This window comes from Pseudomonas sp. SBT1-2 (genome assembly GCF_028640875.1).
Lineage (GTDB): Bacteria > Pseudomonadota > Gammaproteobacteria > Pseudomonadales > Pseudomonadaceae > Aquipseudomonas > Aquipseudomonas chlororaphis_I.
On sequence record NZ_JAQZAA010000116.1, the window covers coordinates 20,789 to 37,624 of the forward strand.

The 16,836-nt window shown below is 59.1% G+C and carries 7 protein-coding genes; 4 read left to right on the forward strand and 3 right to left on the reverse strand.

Annotation, left to right across the window (positions count from 1 at the left end):
* Positions 1 to 36: 36 nt before the first annotated feature.
* Together PVZ78_RS30130 and PVZ78_RS30135 are read right to left on the reverse strand one after the other, a co-directional pair.
* On the reverse strand, positions 37 to 5,196 hold the full coding sequence (locus PVZ78_RS30130; RefSeq protein WP_273829696.1) for an autotransporter outer membrane beta-barrel domain-containing protein: 5,160 nt from the start codon (positions 5,194 to 5,196) through the stop codon (positions 37 to 39).
* A gap of 579 nt (positions 5,197 to 5,775) precedes the next feature.
* A complete protein-coding gene (locus PVZ78_RS30135; RefSeq protein ID WP_273829697.1) occupies positions 5,776 to 6,603 on the reverse strand; it encodes a fimbrial biogenesis chaperone in 828 nt (275 codons plus the stop codon).
* A 593-nt stretch (positions 6,604 to 7,196) separates the two neighbouring features.
* On the opposite strand from PVZ78_RS30135, the gene PVZ78_RS30140 reads away from it, so the two are divergent.
* The 4 genes from PVZ78_RS30140 (at position 7,197) to PVZ78_RS30155 (ending at position 11,948) form a co-directional block, all read left to right on the forward strand.
* The gene (locus tag PVZ78_RS30140; RefSeq protein WP_273829698.1) at positions 7,197 to 7,784 is read left to right on the forward strand and encodes a fimbrial protein; all 588 of its coding nucleotides are present in this window, start codon (positions 7,197 to 7,199) and stop codon (positions 7,782 to 7,784) included.
* A gap of 70 nt (positions 7,785 to 7,854) precedes the next feature.
* Complete coding sequence (locus PVZ78_RS30145; protein ID WP_273829699.1) at positions 7,855 to 8,577, forward strand: fimbrial biogenesis chaperone; 723 nt, start codon at positions 7,855 to 7,857, stop codon at positions 8,575 to 8,577.
* A gap of 58 nt (positions 8,578 to 8,635) precedes the next feature.
* Entirely contained in the window at positions 8,636 to 11,158 is a 2,523-nt protein-coding gene (locus PVZ78_RS30150; RefSeq protein ID WP_273829700.1) for a fimbria/pilus outer membrane usher protein, read from the forward strand.
* A gap of 133 nt (positions 11,159 to 11,291) precedes the next feature.
* Positions 11,292 to 11,948, forward strand: coding sequence for a response regulator transcription factor (locus PVZ78_RS30155; protein ID WP_273829701.1), 657 nt, complete (start codon positions 11,292 to 11,294; stop codon positions 11,946 to 11,948).
* Positions 11,949 to 12,219: 271 nt separating this feature from the next.
* Here PVZ78_RS30155 and PVZ78_RS30160 read toward each other — a convergent pair whose 3' ends face one another.
* A complete protein-coding gene (locus PVZ78_RS30160) occupies positions 12,220 to 15,996 on the reverse strand; it encodes a transporter substrate-binding domain-containing protein (protein WP_273829702.1) in 3,777 nt (1,258 codons plus the stop codon).
* Positions 15,997 to 16,836 lie beyond the last annotated feature (840 nt).

Consider the following 16,836-nt stretch of genomic DNA (forward strand, 5'->3'; position numbering starts at 1 on the left):
TGAGCGTTCGGGGCACTTGTTGGACGCTGGTAGGGATCAGAACGCTACGTTCAAACCAACTTGACCATTGAAGCTGGTCAAGCCTGAGCCATCAAAGCTCTTCTCCAGACCGATATGAGCATTGATCGTCACGTTCTTGAGAACCTGGCCTTCAACGCCAGTTTGCAGGCGAAGTGCTGTGCGGGGCAGATCGTTGCTGAAGCCCACATCACCTTGGCTTGGCGTACTGAAGCGTGTACGGGTGCGATCACCTACGCGTTGCAGCAGATCGGTGCCCACCCAGGCCGTGCCAGGCACCTGATCGGGACCTTGCAGATCCTTGTTCAGGCGCGCGCCCACGCGTAACAGCGCGGTATTGGTGTTGGGGAACGTCACACGACTGGCAGCATCCGACCCATCGCGCAGGTTCAGGTGCTGGAATACCATCTGCACCTGGGGCTGAAGATTCAGACCTGGTGTCAACTCGTAGCGGCGACCGGCTTCGAGCGAAGCTGCGACCCCATACCCACCACTGGATAGCTTCATACCTTCTTTCGAGCGACTTTTACTTCCGTAGTAGGTGCCTTGGAGGACCGCGTCGAGGTAGCCACCATGACCGTCCAGCCAGGTGCCGTAGAGCCCGAGGCTGTGGCCGGTAAAGTCGTTGTCACCGGCGCGTGCACGAGTACTTGCGGCATCGACGTGATCTGACCATCCCTTACTCTGACCAATTGCCCCATACAGACCTGCACGCATGGACGAATCACCGCTCTGGCTTCCGTAGAAGTCGCCTCCGATTTGCAGCGCAGTGCTGTTGGCTTCGTTCCTTACGCTGCGGCCTTGCAGTCCATTTCCGGCGCCGCGAGTGCGGTCATTCTGGGCGATGGCCCGCATCCACACGCGTTGATCCTGTCCAAGCCCCAGGTCGGCATTGATGCCGCGGCGCTCATGATAGGTACCCAACACGGCATCTCCATACCGCAGGGCTTGCCCAGGCAGCACACTGTAGAGCGAGGTTTCCGCGCGGTAGTCCGGCCGGACCCCACCCGCGCCGTCGCGCCCGCTGACCAGGAACCAGTCCTCCGATGAACCGTTACCGCCACGGCGCAGGTTGTACCTATACGGCCCTGCCAGCACCGGCCTCCCGAGGGCGAAGGCGCTGGCTTCGGTTGTGCCTCCATTTGAGGTGATCACTACCGGGATGCCGGCGCCTGTGGTCAGATCCCCAAGGCCACCAGCATTGTGAATATGTAACAGCGACAGCCCCGTCGCCTTCCCTCCATCGATCACGATCCGATCCGTGAGCGAGTTGCTGTTGCCCAGCACGGCGTACAAATCGATGCTGCCGCCCTGGCCGTTCAGATTTGACACGGTCAGAGAGCGAGTGGCGCTCATCGGAAGCGGCGGGGCGGTAAACCCAATTTTCCCCGCATTACTCAACTTGCCGACCACAGAGCTCGAGGTGATTGCCCAGGAGCTGGCCGTGTCCACACTGACATCCAACGATTGGGCACTTCCGGTCAGTTGGGCGCCGCCACGCAACTGTAGCGCGCTGCCGGGCAGGCCGAGGATGTTGCTGCGCAGCCGGGCGCCTCCTTGACGACCGTCGAGTACCAGACTCCCGCTGTCTACCCGAGTGTCGCCGGTGTACTGGGTAGCTCCGCTGAGCGTCAATGTACCCGCGCCAGTCTTGGTCAGACCGCCGCTACCAGAGATGGCACCGCTGAATTCGGAGCTGTCTGCTTCGGTGGCGTTCTTGGCCGTCAGAATGGCGCTGCCCAGGGTGATCGCTCCTGCACCGGTCAGCCGGTTGGCCAGTTGCTGGTGCCCATCGAGGTCAAGCGTTGCGCCGCGATGGATGACCACATCGCTGCTCTCCATGAACACGTTGTCTGCACCCGCGCGCAACACACCCTCCTTGACGGTGGTGCTTCCGCTGTAGGTGTTGCCGGCGTTGGACAATACCAGCACCCCCTGGCCGGACTTGGTCAGGCTCTTGCCGTCCCAGCCGCTGGCGAACGAACCCGTCTGGTTGGCCAACGCGACGTCCACGTCAAAGGCTGTGTCGGCTGCCATCGTGAAATTGCCAGTTCCCAGCGCCTGGCCACCCTGGGTCCACGCCAGGCGAAACCCGAGGGTGTAGTCCTTACCGTCCGCGGACACGGCGCCTATCGCGGGGAGGTAGTCCGGGCCCACGTGCTGCAGCGGGCTGTTGGCGAATTCCCCGGTGATTCCACCCGTAGTGCGCAACACGGTGTAGGCCTTGTCCTGCACCGTGCTGGCGCGTACCGGCGTGCTGCCGGCGTCGAACCCCCGAATACTGAGGGTTCCCGCCAATTCGGCCGTTTGGGCGGTGATATCCGGGGAGGCCCCCAGCGTGATTCCGAGGTTGGAACCTTCGGCCAGGGAGAATTTTCCGCCGACCACGAGTGCCGTCCCCTGAGCACCGAGATCCGTGGTTGCCCCGCCAAAGGTCGTGAAATCACCTGTGGTCACGAATGCACCACCATGCTCGAAGCGCAGCGTTCCCTCCCGAACCTCTACTGCCCCGATCTTCGAGCCCGTACCGGCCAATCCCAGAGCGCCGGCGCCGGTCTTGACCAACGTGCCCGCACCGCTGAATGTCCCTTTGAAACTGCTACTTTCAGCATTGGACGCATTGTTGGCCGTGAGCGTGGCACTACCCAGGCGCACGCTGCCTTCGCCGGAGAGCCGGTTGGCGATCTGATCATGGTCGTTGAGATCGAGCGTTCCAGCACGATTGACGCTCACTTGCCGACTCGCCGCGAAGACATTGGTGGCGCCCGCCTGCAGGGTGCCTTCGCTGATCGTTGTGTCGCCGCTATAGCTGTTGGCCCCAGCCAGGACCAACGTGCCCAGGTCGGTCTTTTCGATGCCGCCTGTACTACGCAGTACGGAAGCGATCGTCGCGGTGAACCCAGCGCCGGCAGACGTCCCATCGCCCACCCGAAGGATGTTGTTGATTGGCGCCAAGCTGATCGGGTCGCCCTGGATACGATACCCATCGGTGGCGAACTGCATTCCGGAAGAAACCACGTCGCCCAGGCTATTGTCGACGCTCACAACTCCGGCGGTACCAGTGAAAGTGGCGAAGCTGCCGCTGGCATAGGCGTCATTGACCGCACCCGCGGCGTCCGTCCAGTTGTTGTTGCCGCTTGCTGCTTGCCAGACCCCATCCCCTCCGTCTGCGGCGCCGTTGTACTTCGGACCCGCATCACCGTCCCAGAATGTCAGGTTCAGTCCGGCGCGGTTTACCAGGTTGACTTGACCTGGAACCGCCGTCATCACCTTGTTGTCGCTGCCCTCGGGGGTACGGCCCAGTACCAGACCCTTGTCGGTGAGCGTGCCTCCGTAGTTGAACAGGCGATACAGCCCCGGGCCGAAGGTGCCACCTTCAGATACCGAAACGTTGAGGGTGCCGTCCAGGACTAGATTGCCACTTACCTCCGTGAGGTCATTGAGCGCGCCGCCTGCAGTTCCGGCTTGGCCGAGCCTGTACTCCAGAACAGAGCTGTGGGTGAGCGTGAGGTCTCCATCGATGGTGAGTGTTCCTGCAGGACCACCCTGGCTACCCGGCGCGAGAGTGCCAGCGTTCCTAACGTCGCCGACGATGGTGCCGCTCCCCGACAGTGTCCCGTCCCTGTCCACGACGACCGTTGGAGACGTGAGGCTGCCATCTACAAACAGCCGGCCATTTGTAACAGAGGTACCGTTCGTGAAGCCTCCGATACCCTTCAGGGTCCAGTCTTCGCCCTGCATGGACAGGCGCTGCATGTTGTGGAACTTGGACAGATCCTCGGTGTTCCTGCCTTTCAGAACGAGGGTGTTGCTACCCGCACCGCCAAGCACATCTCCGACCAGCACCGAGCCGGTATCCAGGGTAAGGGTGTTGGAGAAGGGGTTGAACTGGTCAAACTCGATGGCATTGCCCCCACGACCGACAATGATGCCGGAGTTGAACACATCGCCATCGACCCCATTCAGGGCGATGCCAGTGTGCCCTGCAATCGTTCCAGAGTTGGACACAATGACCCGGCCTGCATCCGAGTCCCTACGGGTCAGATTGCCCGAACCCGTGTACGACTCAGCAAGGCTGCCCCGACTGTAGATACCGTACGCAGTGCCTTTAATGGAGCCGGAAGCATCATTCTGTATAACGGTATCGGATGGCTGATAGACCTCACCGATGTATACGCCAGTGGCTGAGCCCGCATCCTTACCGGTGCCGGTAATGAAGTGAGTGCCGTTGCCCTCAATAGTCCCGGCATTGAACAGCACGTTGTTGACGTTGAAGATGCTGCGTACGTAGGCCACGCCGCCTGCGCCACCAATGTACCCTCCAGCCAGGTTGGAGATCGGGCCACCACCGTAGGACCAGATGCCGGCCGCACCGCCACCTTTCACGGTTCCAGCGTTGATCACATGGAGGTCGGTAAACAGGTCGGTTCCAGCGATTCCTGACCGGCGCCCCTCGATGGTAGCGTCGGCGTCATTCTTCACGACGCTAGTGCCGTGAAGCACCATAATGCCGTCGCCAGAAGGCAGCGTCCCAAGGATCTTGCCTCCAGGCTGGTTGTGCAGGCTGCTTGAAACAGTCGCCGCGGACCCGGAAATGAGCCGAATCCCGGTATAGCCTCCCCTGATCTCGCCGCTGTTGACGATATCAGCGCCATCACCATGATTGGGCAGAGAGAAAGCAACCCCATTGAACTGTCCGTCAATGATGCCGGCGTTGTCCAGTTGCAGTGGCCCCGATCCACCAACGCCCGTGTATCCGTCGATGCGCGCGCCGGAGGTGTTGCGCACGCGTAGGCCATCAATCCCGACGATCCCGTTGGAGCCGCTGATCACCCCCTCATTGGTGACCGAGCCGGGACCGTTTAACCGCACGGCGGTTTCGCCTAGAGACTGGATTGTTCCCCGATTGGTGATCGCCCAGGTGTCGCCAGCTTCGCCCACCATTGCCTCATCTTTCCCTGTTGTAATCGTCACCCCGGTTTCGACCAAGACCGTTGTGCCAGGCTTGGTCAACCTCACTGTCGTGGTCCGGTCCGTGTTGATCTTCTGATCGAATTCCTGCGCTACGGCAGCACCAGAAATCACCAGCATTCCCAGGGCCAAGCGGACAGCCAGAGTGATCACGCGCAGTTCGCTGGGAGTTGTTCCCGAGAACTGGCGCGGATCGAGAGAACACATGGGGGTATGACCCGCGTTCACAGAGCACATGTCGATGCCTCAGTCTGGAGGTCAAACCTGTGAGCACTGTCGGGCCGAGGCCGGAACCATGGAGACCACATGCCTCATGGAGCCCAAGGTAAGGTTTGCCTCACGTTGATTCGGAGAGTACGGATGGGTTCGCTACCTGCCCGCAATGGCAAGCAACGATGTCAGCGTGGCGCAGGCGCTCGCAAAAAGCGGCTAACAATCCGACGTGGCGCGGCTCCGCATTGTTTCCGGTCAGTACTGAAGTCGCGCCTGAAGCTACGGCGGGCCTTCCTGGTGCATAGGCGCTTGGGGGGTGTGCCCGCCGCGGCTACCCATCACGTCCTTGATCTATCAACCAGTCAAGGAGCGGGGAGCAGAGCTGTGATGCTCTGGGGAGGGGAAGGAGGTCGTATTGGGCCACTGATGGTGGCCTATGACGAGCGGGGAGGAAGAGATCTGGACCTGCTTACCCACCCGCAAACTTGCCACGAGAGATCTTGCAGGAAACATCAGGCCCGATAGTTCCACCGAGCACAGGTGGGAATGCAAAGGGCCGATCTGTAGTGATGCTCACTCCACTGCATGGCCCAAGCTGGTCGCGCCCGGCGAAAGCTGAACCTGATAGGGGCGCAGGTTCCCTCCATCTGTCACGTACTGGTAGCTCGCGGTCCGGAGAGGGGAGGTGCATCCCTCGCTCACCAATGTCGATTGCGAGAACGGAGCCACCATCAGGTGTTCCACTACCTCTCCGCATTGCTTGCCAGCCTGGTCCGTCAGCCCAATATTGCTGAGGGTGACGTAATACGGTGAGGGGTTATCAATGGTGGGAGTGGATGCTCCCGCCTGAATTGTCCACTTGAGACCAGCGATGGCCTGTTGGGGTGTTTGCTCAAGCTTGGGGCGGAAGAACAACTTGAAATTATGCCGCAGGGCAACCTGTACGGTATTGGGGTCACGTGGGGCCTGGGAAAGGTCGAGCACGCTAAGCAACAGATAGCTCTCGCGATCGCTGGGAAATCCATGGCCTTCGTAGAAGATCTCGACAGCCCCTTTCTCTCCGGGCTGGATAACCAACATTGGCTTGTTCAAGGCCAGAGGCAATTCTGCCTTGTGCCCATCGCCCCATCCGAGTGACGTTTGCGCCAGTGTCGGATGCTTTCCCACGTTGGAGATGACGATGGAGAGCCGCTTTTGCCCCTCCTCAAAGATGAAACGATTCCTGCCATCGAAATCCAACTCTGCATGCGCAGGCAACGTCACTGCAAGAACAAGAAGCGACATCAGAACGCGTGCGCAGGCAAGCAACTGACGCGGACCACCCAGGCGAAAGCCGCAGGATGGGTGTGAATCAATATGGCCCGATTCCGAAGGGACCTGTGTCAGCAGTAGAGTTTTCATAGAAGTGGCGGGATCCAGATGCAAATGAGGAGCAGGCGGGCCAATTACAGCCATACGGACTCTGTGAGACCCGCCCAATTTGCTAGAACTTTACCCAGTTGCCGGGTCGCTAAGTATCAGAACTATCTGAGCGGAGGCCATGATGCTTCCCGAATTGGCCAGACCGCGCGGCAAACGGGTCTTGTAGATCCAGTATCGGCCAATTAGCGCCCTCGCCGTGCCGACTTCGTAAGGCCGCTCACCCGCGCCTAACCCTCAGAAATAGCCATTGGCCGCATCATTTTGCACAACGTCGCAGGGTTTGGACAGCTTTCCACAGCCAGCCAATTTCCCGCAAGCGAGCCATCGCTTTTTGACAAATCTAATGCGCTCCTGACCTCTCACATTTGACTCAGAACGCATCGTCGATCTGGGGTGTAAGAACAATCTTATGCCTCCTATCAGATCAATCGCGGCAACTTGCCCTTTTTGTCTCATTACGGGACTGCCCCCCTCGAACTTAAAGTGGAGCCACTCGATTAACGGTCCTGAAGTTCAAGGCTGATCGTGGTTCGGGTTCAACAACATCTTCAACTCAACTAGTGAGCAAACTCATGAAGAATCGTATTACTGCCGTTGCAGCTGCTGTCCTGTCCTTCGCCGCCGCCAATGCCATGGCGGCCCCTGGCGACGTCATCGGCGGCGGCAACATCGAGTTCAAGGGCAAGGTCAACTCTGACACCTGCTACGTCCAGAGCTCGGCCGGTGGCTCCAAGACCATTCTGGTCGAAATGGGTGATGTCAACACCACTGACTTGGCCAATAGCACGCTGGCGACTCCTGCAATTCCGCAGAGCGGCGATTTCGGTGCAGCTACTTTCGAGATCACTTGCAGTGCCGAGACTGGCGTCAAGATGTCGTTTGCTGCTAACCCCTCCAATCTCGAAACCGGCAACAAAGTCCTGAAGATCAACGATGGCATCGGCGGCGAGGGCCTCGCAGGTGGTCTCGGCATCGCGGTCTATCCGAATCGTAACAGCACCGATGCGTTCGATTTGACCAACGGCGTGCTGTTCGAACAGAACCTGACGGCTGGCCAGAAGGTCCGCGCTCAGTTCGCCGCTGCCTACGTCAAGACCACCGGCGCCATCAAGGCCGGTACGGCTAACGCCACCCTGCCGTTCGTGATCGTTACCCCGTAACGACTGCGGTAACACAAGCCCCGGGGCGGGCCTGAACAGGCCCGCCTCTTTTTGTTTCAAGGTTCGGAATATGTCGCGACTTACTTCCTTCGCTATCGCTCTGGTGATGTCAGTCCTGCCTCAACTGTCTTCCGCCAGTATTGCCCTCAATTCAACCCGGGTGATCCTGGAGAACGGAAAGAAGGAGGCTTCATTCAGCGTGAGAAACATGGGCGGCGATATCCTGGTTCAGTCTTGGTTGGACGAAGGCGCCGACGCCGAAACGGTCAAGCACTTCACGCTCACCCCGCAACTTGTCCGCGTCAAAGCGGACAGTGAACAGATCGTCCGCCTTCTTTATGAAGGTGTTGGAGCACCGACAGACAAAGAGAGCATGTTCTGGCTCAACGTCCAGGAAATCCCTCAACGAGAAGCCGGCGACTCCAGCCTTCAGATCGCTGTCTTGCAGCGAATCAAGGTGTTTTACCGGCCCAAAGGGTTGCCGGGATCGCTGAGCGACGCCATCCGCAACATCGAATGGAGCTACACCAACGGCCAACTTCGAATTGCCAATCCGAGCGTCTATCACGTAACGCTGGTTGCACTCGCTGCAAGCGGAAAAGAATTCGAAAAGGCCCTGGTTATCGGCCCTGGCCAGGTACACACGATCGATGCCTCGTCATCCAAAGGCGTCAGTGCACAAGGTTCGGTCACCTATTCGGCAGTGACCGACTTCGGCTCCCAGAATCCCTATCGCGTTGTGCTGAAGGGAGAACAAGCCACCAAGGGCGAGCTCGCCACGGGTGAAAAGTAACGCCCGAAGTACCGCTCGCCCTCCCTCAATTTCTGACGCGTAAATCTGGATGGTCTTAATGGTCCGTGCCCCCTTCCGCCTGCGAGTCCTCTCTTTGTCCATTGGCTGCGCGGTCAGCGCAATGGTGTCTGACATTAACCCGAGCTATGCGGGCACGCCAAGTGAACCCCAGTTGCTCGCGGGCATGTTCGACCCTGCGCTTATCAGAGGCGACAGCAATGTCGAGTTCGGCAATCTTTTGGTCGAGGACGGCGGGGCCATGCTGCCCGGCACCTACCAGTTCGATGTACTGATCAACGGTGACGCCATCGGCAGACGCGATGTGCAACTGGTCAAGAAGGACGGCGAGGCACGGGTAGTGCCTTGCATCTCTGCAGAGATGTTGCAGGAGCTCGGCGTGCAAAAGGCGCAGATAGATGCGCTGGTAGCGCAGAACTCTGGCACCTGCCTGGACCTCAGCCTGCTCGACAAGCGCATTAAGGTGGATTACGACCCAAGTAAGATCCGACTCATGATCACCATTCCGCAGGCCTACATGGATGCAGGCAAGCGAGGATACGTAGATGCGAGCTTGTGGGACTATGGCGTAAACGCGGGCTTCATGAATTACCAGGCCAACCTGCGCAACGACACCTATAGCGGCCGCACCAACAAGTCCTATTATCTTGGTTTCACCAATGGCCTGAACCTGGGCGGATGGCGTCTGCGCAATGAGTCGAACCTGAACAAGTCCGACAATATGCCTACCCAGTTCAAGAGCAACCGGACGTTTGTGCAGCACGATGTCACCAAGCTGAAGAGCCAGTTCTCCGCCGGCGAACTCTACAGTGGTTCCGACATTTTCGGCAGTGTGCGATTCCGCGGGGTCCAATTGTCTTCTGACGACGCGATGCTGGCTGACAGCGAGCGCGGGTATGCGCCGGTCGTGCGTGGCGTGGCCGAGACCAACGCCACAGTCGAAGTGCGTCAGAACGGCTATCTGTTGACCAGTGTGCCGGTCTCGCCGGGGCCATTTGCATTGGCTGACATCTATCCAAACGGCTCCAACGGCGACCTGGAAGTGACGATTATCGAGTCCGATGGGCGCCGACGGACCTTCCGGCAAGCCTACGCCAGTCTGCCGCTCATGGTTCGCCGTGGCACGCTACGCTACAGCGCGGAATTCGGTCAGTACAAGTCCACGGACAGTGAGATGCCGACGCCAACCTTCGGCTCCACGTCAGGTATTTATGGTCTCACCGACAACGTCTCGATCGCAGGCGGGGTTTTGGCGGCGTCGGGCTACCAAGCAATCAACGTCGGTGTCGGCGGCAGTACTCCCATCGGCGCGCTCTCGCTCGACGTGACAAACTCGCGTAGCGTCAGTGGGGGCAAGACCAACAAGGGACAAAGTGTGCGAGCGTTGTATTCCAAGACGCTTACTTCAACCAGCACCACATTTACGCTCGCAGCCTATCGCTACTCAACCGAAGGCTATCGGACATTCGAAAACCATGTGTCCGACGTGCAGAACTCCAGAGGGGATCGCGATCGCACTCGTGCCGGCTACCTCTCTCGCTCGCGCTTGGACCTGTCGATAAACCAGCAACTGGGCAGTGCCGGACGCTATGGCAGCGTCTATTTGAATGGAACGCATGAGAACTATTGGAACAACCGACGCTCGAGCAGTGTCAGTGCCGGCTATGGCAACAACTGGGGGCGTGTCTCCTATAACCTGACATACACCAAGTCCGCCACGCGCAGTCCTACCTCGGCGTCCCGCGACGACAACCAGGTCATGCTGTCGCTCTCCATTCCTTTCGGCATGGAGCGTCATGCGCCGAGCTTGTACTTGTCCAGCATGCGTACATCCGAAGGAACCTCGTCTACGGCGAGCGTGAACGGCTATGTGCCTGGTACCGACTACACCAGCTACTCGATTCAGGGCGCTCGTAGTCAAGATGGTGACGCATCCGGTTCGCTCGGACTGACCAGTGACCTCCCGGCCGCTCGCGTGGGCGGAAGCTACAGCGCGGGCAGCAACTATCACTCCTATGGCTTGAACGCCTCGGGTTCAATCGTTGGCCATGCGGGCGGCATCAATTTCTCGCGAGAAGTGGGGGACAGCTTTGCACTGGTGCACGTCGAAGGCGTCAGGGGCGTCGGCGTGGGCAGCAACTTGCCGAAGACCTGGCTCAACGACTATACGATCTACCCCTACACACAACCCTACCGTCTTAACACGGTGCGGCTGGACGCCGGGACCCTCGGCGCTGATACTGAAATTGAGTCGCTGACCCAAACCGTCGTGCCGCGCCGGGGAGCTATCGTTTCGACTAGCTTCAAGGGCTATTCGGGTCGTCGTGTGCAGATGAGCTTTAACTGGGCTGGCGGCAACCTGCCGATTGGCGCCGCGGTCGAGGACGAAGAGGAACGCCAGGTCGGCCTGGTCGATAACAATGGGCAGGCACTGTTGCTGCTCCGCCAGGATACCGGCCGGCTCAAGGTCAGCTGGCAGAATGGGGCCTGCGAGGTCACCTACAAGCTCTCCGAGCGCGACCCGGCGCGGTACTACGACAGGGCCGAGGAAACCTGCCGGTAACTCAACAGGTAAAGCTACGCGGCAAAAAGACTCCCCTAGCATGGTCTGACACAACATTTCTGGTAGGACATTTCGTACAATCACAATGGAAAATGAGAACGTGAAAGCAACGGAACTTCCGACGGAGGCTGTTATGGCGCAGCGTATTGTTATTGTTGATGATCATCCCTTGATGAGGATGGCTGTGCGCGTGGTTCTCGAGCGAGAGGGCTATGAAGTCGTCGCCGAATGCCACACCGGCGCCGATTGCATCCAAGCCGTGCGCAATTTGAAGCCTGACTTGGTGATCCTTGACCTGGGCATCCCGAAGTTGGACGGTTTCTCCGTCATCAGCCGCCTTCGGAATGCTAAGTCACCCGCCAATATTCTTGTTCTCACCTCCAGCGATGCCCGTAATTATGGGATGCGTTGTCTGCAGGCGGGCGCGGCTGGCTTTCTCTGCAAGGACGACAAGCTGGATGAATTGGCGGGTGCCGTGAAAGCCGTGCTCTCCGGCTACACCTACTTCCCCCGGGTTGTCGTCGACCTGCTGGCAGAACAGGGTCCGGTTGCCAAGGTCAGTCAATCCGAGGCTGAGCCTGCCTCGGAGCTTGCCGGTTTGACTGATCGAGAAATGACCATCCTTGGATTGCTGGCAAAGGGGATGAATAACCAGGAAATCGCTGGAATCCTGATGCTCAGCCATAAGACCGTCAGCACGTACAAGGTCAGGCTGATGGGCAAGCTCAATACCCCGAACATGGTGGCGCTTTTGAGGCTTGCGGAACGCAATGGAATTGCGACCACCTAACTTCTCCGCACCGCTTTTCGTTCAATCTGCATAGGGGTGCTATCCAACGATGGCGCCCCTATTCCATTGGGGGGTAGGGGCGTTGGAGGCCCCGCATCAGTCCAAACACCGGTATGACGCAACACCGCTAGCCAGAGAACGGGTGGTGTCACGCCGAAATGAACTACCAGCGAGAGTATGGGCCGCAGCAGAGCGCGCCCCCTAAGGCGCAAGTGCTGGGACTATGCCCTTGAGACGAGCTAACCAGTTCGAACAATCTTCCTGCGCCGCATCAGACTGATTGCTCCTCAGTCCCTGAGGTGGCCTCTTCAGTTGCAGCGATCCAGACATTGGCAAGATGCTTCTGGTAGCGTGCATGCATCTGCACCAACATGTCGTCGAGTTCTTGCGAGACGCTGAGCAGATCCACTCCATCGGGCTTCCCCTCGCGGCAGGCCACCTGCAGCTTGATACACAACTGCGCAAGCCTATTGTCGTTGAGGACGCCCGCAATCCCCAGCATCTGGTGAGCCAACACACCGAGATCTGCAAGATCCTGTTCTTTGGTTGGTCGCTGCAATCGAGCTCGGGCATCGACCAGTGATTTCACCACCTCCAGGGCCACGTTTCTGGCTTTGGCCAGGTCTCCGCCGGTAAGGGTCAGAATCGCATCGAAATCGCGCTTCGAATGAGCCGGCGATGCTTGAGTCTGCATGTCTAGTGCAATCGGATCAGCAGCTCTCACTGACGCATCCGGCGCTTGTGCCAAGCGCCCGGACCAAGTGGCAATCTGGCCTTTAAGCGCGTCCAGCCCCAGCGGCTTGAGCGTGCATTCGTCCATTCCCGCCCTAAGACAACGATCGATCTCCTCTCGCTGCGCATCGGCCGTCAGGCCCAGGATCATGCATCGTGGCCTACCCGATGACGCTTCTTCACTGCGGATCGCCGCCGCCAGATCCACGCCTTTCATGCCAGGCATCTGGCAGTCGGTGATCACTATGTCGAAGCTGCCGGCGCGCCACAGCTCGAGCGCAAGCTCTCCGCTTTCCACGGCCTCGAATTCCTGGCCCAGGAACTCCAATTGCTGGCAGAGCAATTGTCGGTGAATCGCGTAATCATCGACAACGAGCACACGGAGTCGACGTGCCTCACGTACATCCATTGGGCTGATTGCGGGGAGGTTGCCGTGTTCGTCCGGTGTATCCAAAGGAATCGCGGGCATCTGATGGAGGGCCAAGACGATGACTACGCTGGTCCCCGCACCAGGCGAGCTTCGCATTGTCAGGCTCCCCCCCATCAGCTCGCAGAGGGAGCGCGAGATAGCCAGCCCGAGCCCTGCGCCAGCTTGGCCAGAGATATCTTGCTTCACCTGGGAAAACGGCTGGAACAAGCGCTGTTGATCGGTCTGCGAAATGCCAATGCCGGTATCTGCGACCGTCAGTTCCATCTGGATCCTGTCGTCAGCCATGGTGCGTCCCAGTGCACTGATCTTGACTTGCCCAACAGCGGTAAATTTGATGGCATTGCTGACCAGGTTGGACAGGATCTGCTTGACCCGAACAGGGTCGATAAGGAAGTCTCCCCCGATGCTCGAATCAAGTTCCAACGCCAAGTTCAACCCCTTTTGACGAGCCAACCCGTCGAACACCAGCGCTACCGATTCGATCAAGTCTATGAGATCGGTGCGCACCGGCGCCAAGGTCAGCCGCCCTGATTCAATTCTGACGACATCCAGCACATCCCCGATGAGGCCGAGCAACCCATTTGCACTGCTGTGGGCGACCTGAATGCCATGCCGATCAAGCACGCCCTTATCCGCTTGACGTTGTACCAGCTCCAGTGTGCCAATCACGGCGCTTAGCGGCGTTCGGATTTCATGGCTCATCGTGGCCAGGAAGTTGGTTTTCTGTCTGCTGGACTGCATCGCCTGCTCACGGGCATTCTCGACCTCGCCAATCAGGTGCTCCAGCTCCATGATCATCTGTTGTTGCTCAGTGACGTCCAGCCAGCCACAGATCACGCCTTGCATGGCGCCGGCCGCATCATGAAACGGCTGGACCCAGTGATCTATCCAGCGCTCTTCATTATTCATGTGGATCTTTCGCAGCGCCCGAATGGGTTCGTTCCTCCCGATGGCATGCAGATATGCATCGTGCAGGGACTGGGCAGCCCCAAATTTCGATGTGCTCTCAATGACCGTCTTGCCTTTCAGCTCGGCCACGCTGGCGCCCACTGCCTCTTCGTAGCTGTGCGTTGCACCGACCAATCTGCCCTGCAGATCCCGCACATAGATGGGTTGCGGCGTGGCCGCGCTCAGTGCATCGATCAGTTTGAGTTGGTCGTTTGCCACCTTTTCAGACGCGATTCGCTTGGCGACCTGAGCTCGCAGGTAGAGCGCCCAGACAATGAAGATGCCTACCAGTAGCGCGGCAGCAGCAATGATGAACTGGATAACTTGCCTATGATCTCGCCATGTTTGGCCGCTCATCGCCGGGTTGGGGCGCCACCGGCTGGCAATGGCATTCATTTCCTCTGGCGGGATATCCAGGATGACCTTGGAAAGAATCGACTGCAGTTCGACGTCGGTGCGGCGCATCGCAAAGTGGCCGAGCGCTGTGTCGTCGTCAACAATCCCGCTTACCGCCAGCTTGTCTTCGTAGAGCTTCGATATGTAGTAGCGCCCCAGGATCAACCCGATCACGGCCGCATCGGCATTGCCGGCCGCCACTTCCTGCAGAGAGTCCAGTGATGTCGCAGTTTCAACGAGCTTGATCTCGGGGTAATTCTCCGCAATGTCCTTCATGCATGCATGGCCTTTGGCAATAGCCAGACGCCTGCCTTTCAGATCCTTGAGTTGGCCGTAGGCGCGCACGTTCTCGCGGCGGGTGAGCAGCGAATAGGTCGTGGTCACGATGGGGGGAGAGAATCGCAGGATCGCTTCACGCTCCGGCGTTCGGCTGATCACGCTCAAGTCGGCCTTGCCGTCCCTGACCGCATTGACGAGCGATGCGAAATCATCGACACGCTCGACCCTGAAGTGCAGCCCTGTCCTTTGGGTCACAAGATCAAGTATGTCGGCCGCCATCCCATTGAAGTTTCCGTCCTTGTCCACAAAGGACACGGGCGCCTGGTCATCATTGACGGCAAGCGACACGACAGGGTGGTTCGCCATCCAGGCCTGCTCGTCCGGTGTCAACCGCAGCTTCGCCTCGGGGAGGTCATAGCCCCCGCCGACCCACCTGCGGCTCAATGACTCGAGTTTCGCCTTGCCAAAGGCTGTCAGTGCGGTGTTGACGATGTGGATCAGCGTCCGATCCTCTTCTCTCAGAGCGAATGCAAAGCCTCGCGATTCGATCGGCATCAGGCGCTCGATCTTGATGTAGTTGAAGTAGCTGTGGTTGATCAGGTATCGGGCCGACAGCGAGTCGCCAAGGAACAGGTCGGTCCTGTTGAATGCGGTTGATGCCATCGCCTGTCCGCTCGACCGATACTTGACGAAGGTCGCTGCGGGATACTTGGCCGCCAGTGTGTTGTCGTCCAGATAGCCTTCCTTGAAGGCGATCCTCATGCCCGCCAAGTCGTCAGGAAATACCCTACTGTCCTTGGGCCTCCGGTAGATGGCCGGGATGTCCACCGCGTAAGGGGCCGAGAGAGCGATCTTGCTCCCAGCCGTCTTCATGCTCGAAACACCGGCGAGCAGATCGAGTTGGCCCTCCTTCAAGGCATCGACCGCCTGTTCACGACTCGCGTACCGCAGCACACGGACCTTGAGATGAAGTTGGCTGGCCAACAGTGAGGCCACGTCCGCGGTTATGCCCTTGAGGTCCGGGTCTCTCGAAATATCAAAAGGAGGCAAACCTGGCTCGACCACACCTAGGGTTAGGATGTTCTTGCGGCGCAGAAACGCCCATTCGTCCGGGGTCAGGGGGGGCTCGTGTTCTGCTGGGCTAACCGAGCTCAGCAGAGAGAGTTCAACGGGCCCCTGCGTCTCGCTGGACACGCCGGGGGTGGCCGTTGCACGCAGAGAGCACAGAATCAAGAGGGCAAACGAGAAGACGATGCGACGCATTTAGGAAACTCCGCTGTGGAGCCAGCCAGGGGCAAGGCCACGGCATAGTCGTCACCATCAGCAAAGAGTTGGCGATCGCGATGCCTTGTTCAGCACGTAGGTGTTCGCCAGCCGGGCGTCGAAGAACGGGGCTGCGCGTTCGCTCAATCCGACGTCGCTGGAGGTCCGCAGACACAGGGTTGAGGATGGCGATGAATCTTACTTGGAACAATCCGACATTTCGCCGGGAGGCAGCTGGGGGCTATGTGGTTTATTTATGCAAGTTAGCCAAATCTGATCGGAAATCAGATCAGATGCATCCCGAATTCTTGGGGTGCCTATGGATAGGTGGTGTCAGAGTGTTCTGATGTCGTGCGGTAGTGAGCGTCTTTTGCCCGCTCACCCAGCAAAGCGGCATCCTTCGGCAGGAATCACGAAGGAATCAGGCTATGGAGATTCCAAGCAATGCCGGCGAGACCTTCGAGCAATGAGCTTGGAGAACAAGGCAAATCCAGGCAGACCAAGAGTCTATCCTGTGGCCGCAACCCCAGCGATAGCTTGGAAGGCGCATCTATCGGCGATTGAAGATCGCCGTGCTACGCCCAGGAATGGGCGTAGTTGGCGTGAACCGAATTTCTGGAGAGTACGCCCTCAGTCGTAGCTGATGCGCACCACCGTGGACATCACTGCGCTACCCGGCGCGGCTGTGAGTAGAACCCGGCCGCCCTGCTCACCAAAGTGACATCCTCCGGCTGGCATGGTGAAGGGCGCTGATTGCGGTGATTCCACGCATTGTCCGCGCACTCCTGCGGCGAGGTGCGCGGTCGGCAAGGCAACGGCTACGCTGACCCGCGATCTGTC

Bases quoted from the DNA above. Each gene is read 5' to 3' on its own strand.
- PVZ78_RS30130 (WP_273829696.1), bottom strand. From the start codon at position 5,196: ATGTGTTCTCTCGATCCGCGCCAGTTCTCGGGAACAACTCCCAGCGAA.
- PVZ78_RS30135 (WP_273829697.1), bottom strand. From the start codon at position 6,603: ATGAAAACTCTACTGCTGACACAGGTCCCTTCGGAATCGGGCCATATT.
- PVZ78_RS30140 (WP_273829698.1), top strand. From the start codon at position 7,197: ATGAAGAATCGTATTACTGCCGTTGCAGCTGCTGTCCTGTCCTTCGCC.
- PVZ78_RS30145 (WP_273829699.1), top strand. From the start codon at position 7,855: ATGTCGCGACTTACTTCCTTCGCTATCGCTCTGGTGATGTCAGTCCTG.
- PVZ78_RS30150 (WP_273829700.1), top strand. From the start codon at position 8,636: ATGGTCCGTGCCCCCTTCCGCCTGCGAGTCCTCTCTTTGTCCATTGGC.
- PVZ78_RS30155 (WP_273829701.1), top strand. From the start codon at position 11,292: ATGGCGCAGCGTATTGTTATTGTTGATGATCATCCCTTGATGAGGATG.
- PVZ78_RS30160 (WP_273829702.1), bottom strand. From the start codon at position 15,996: ATGCGTCGCATCGTCTTCTCGTTTGCCCTCTTGATTCTGTGCTCTCTG.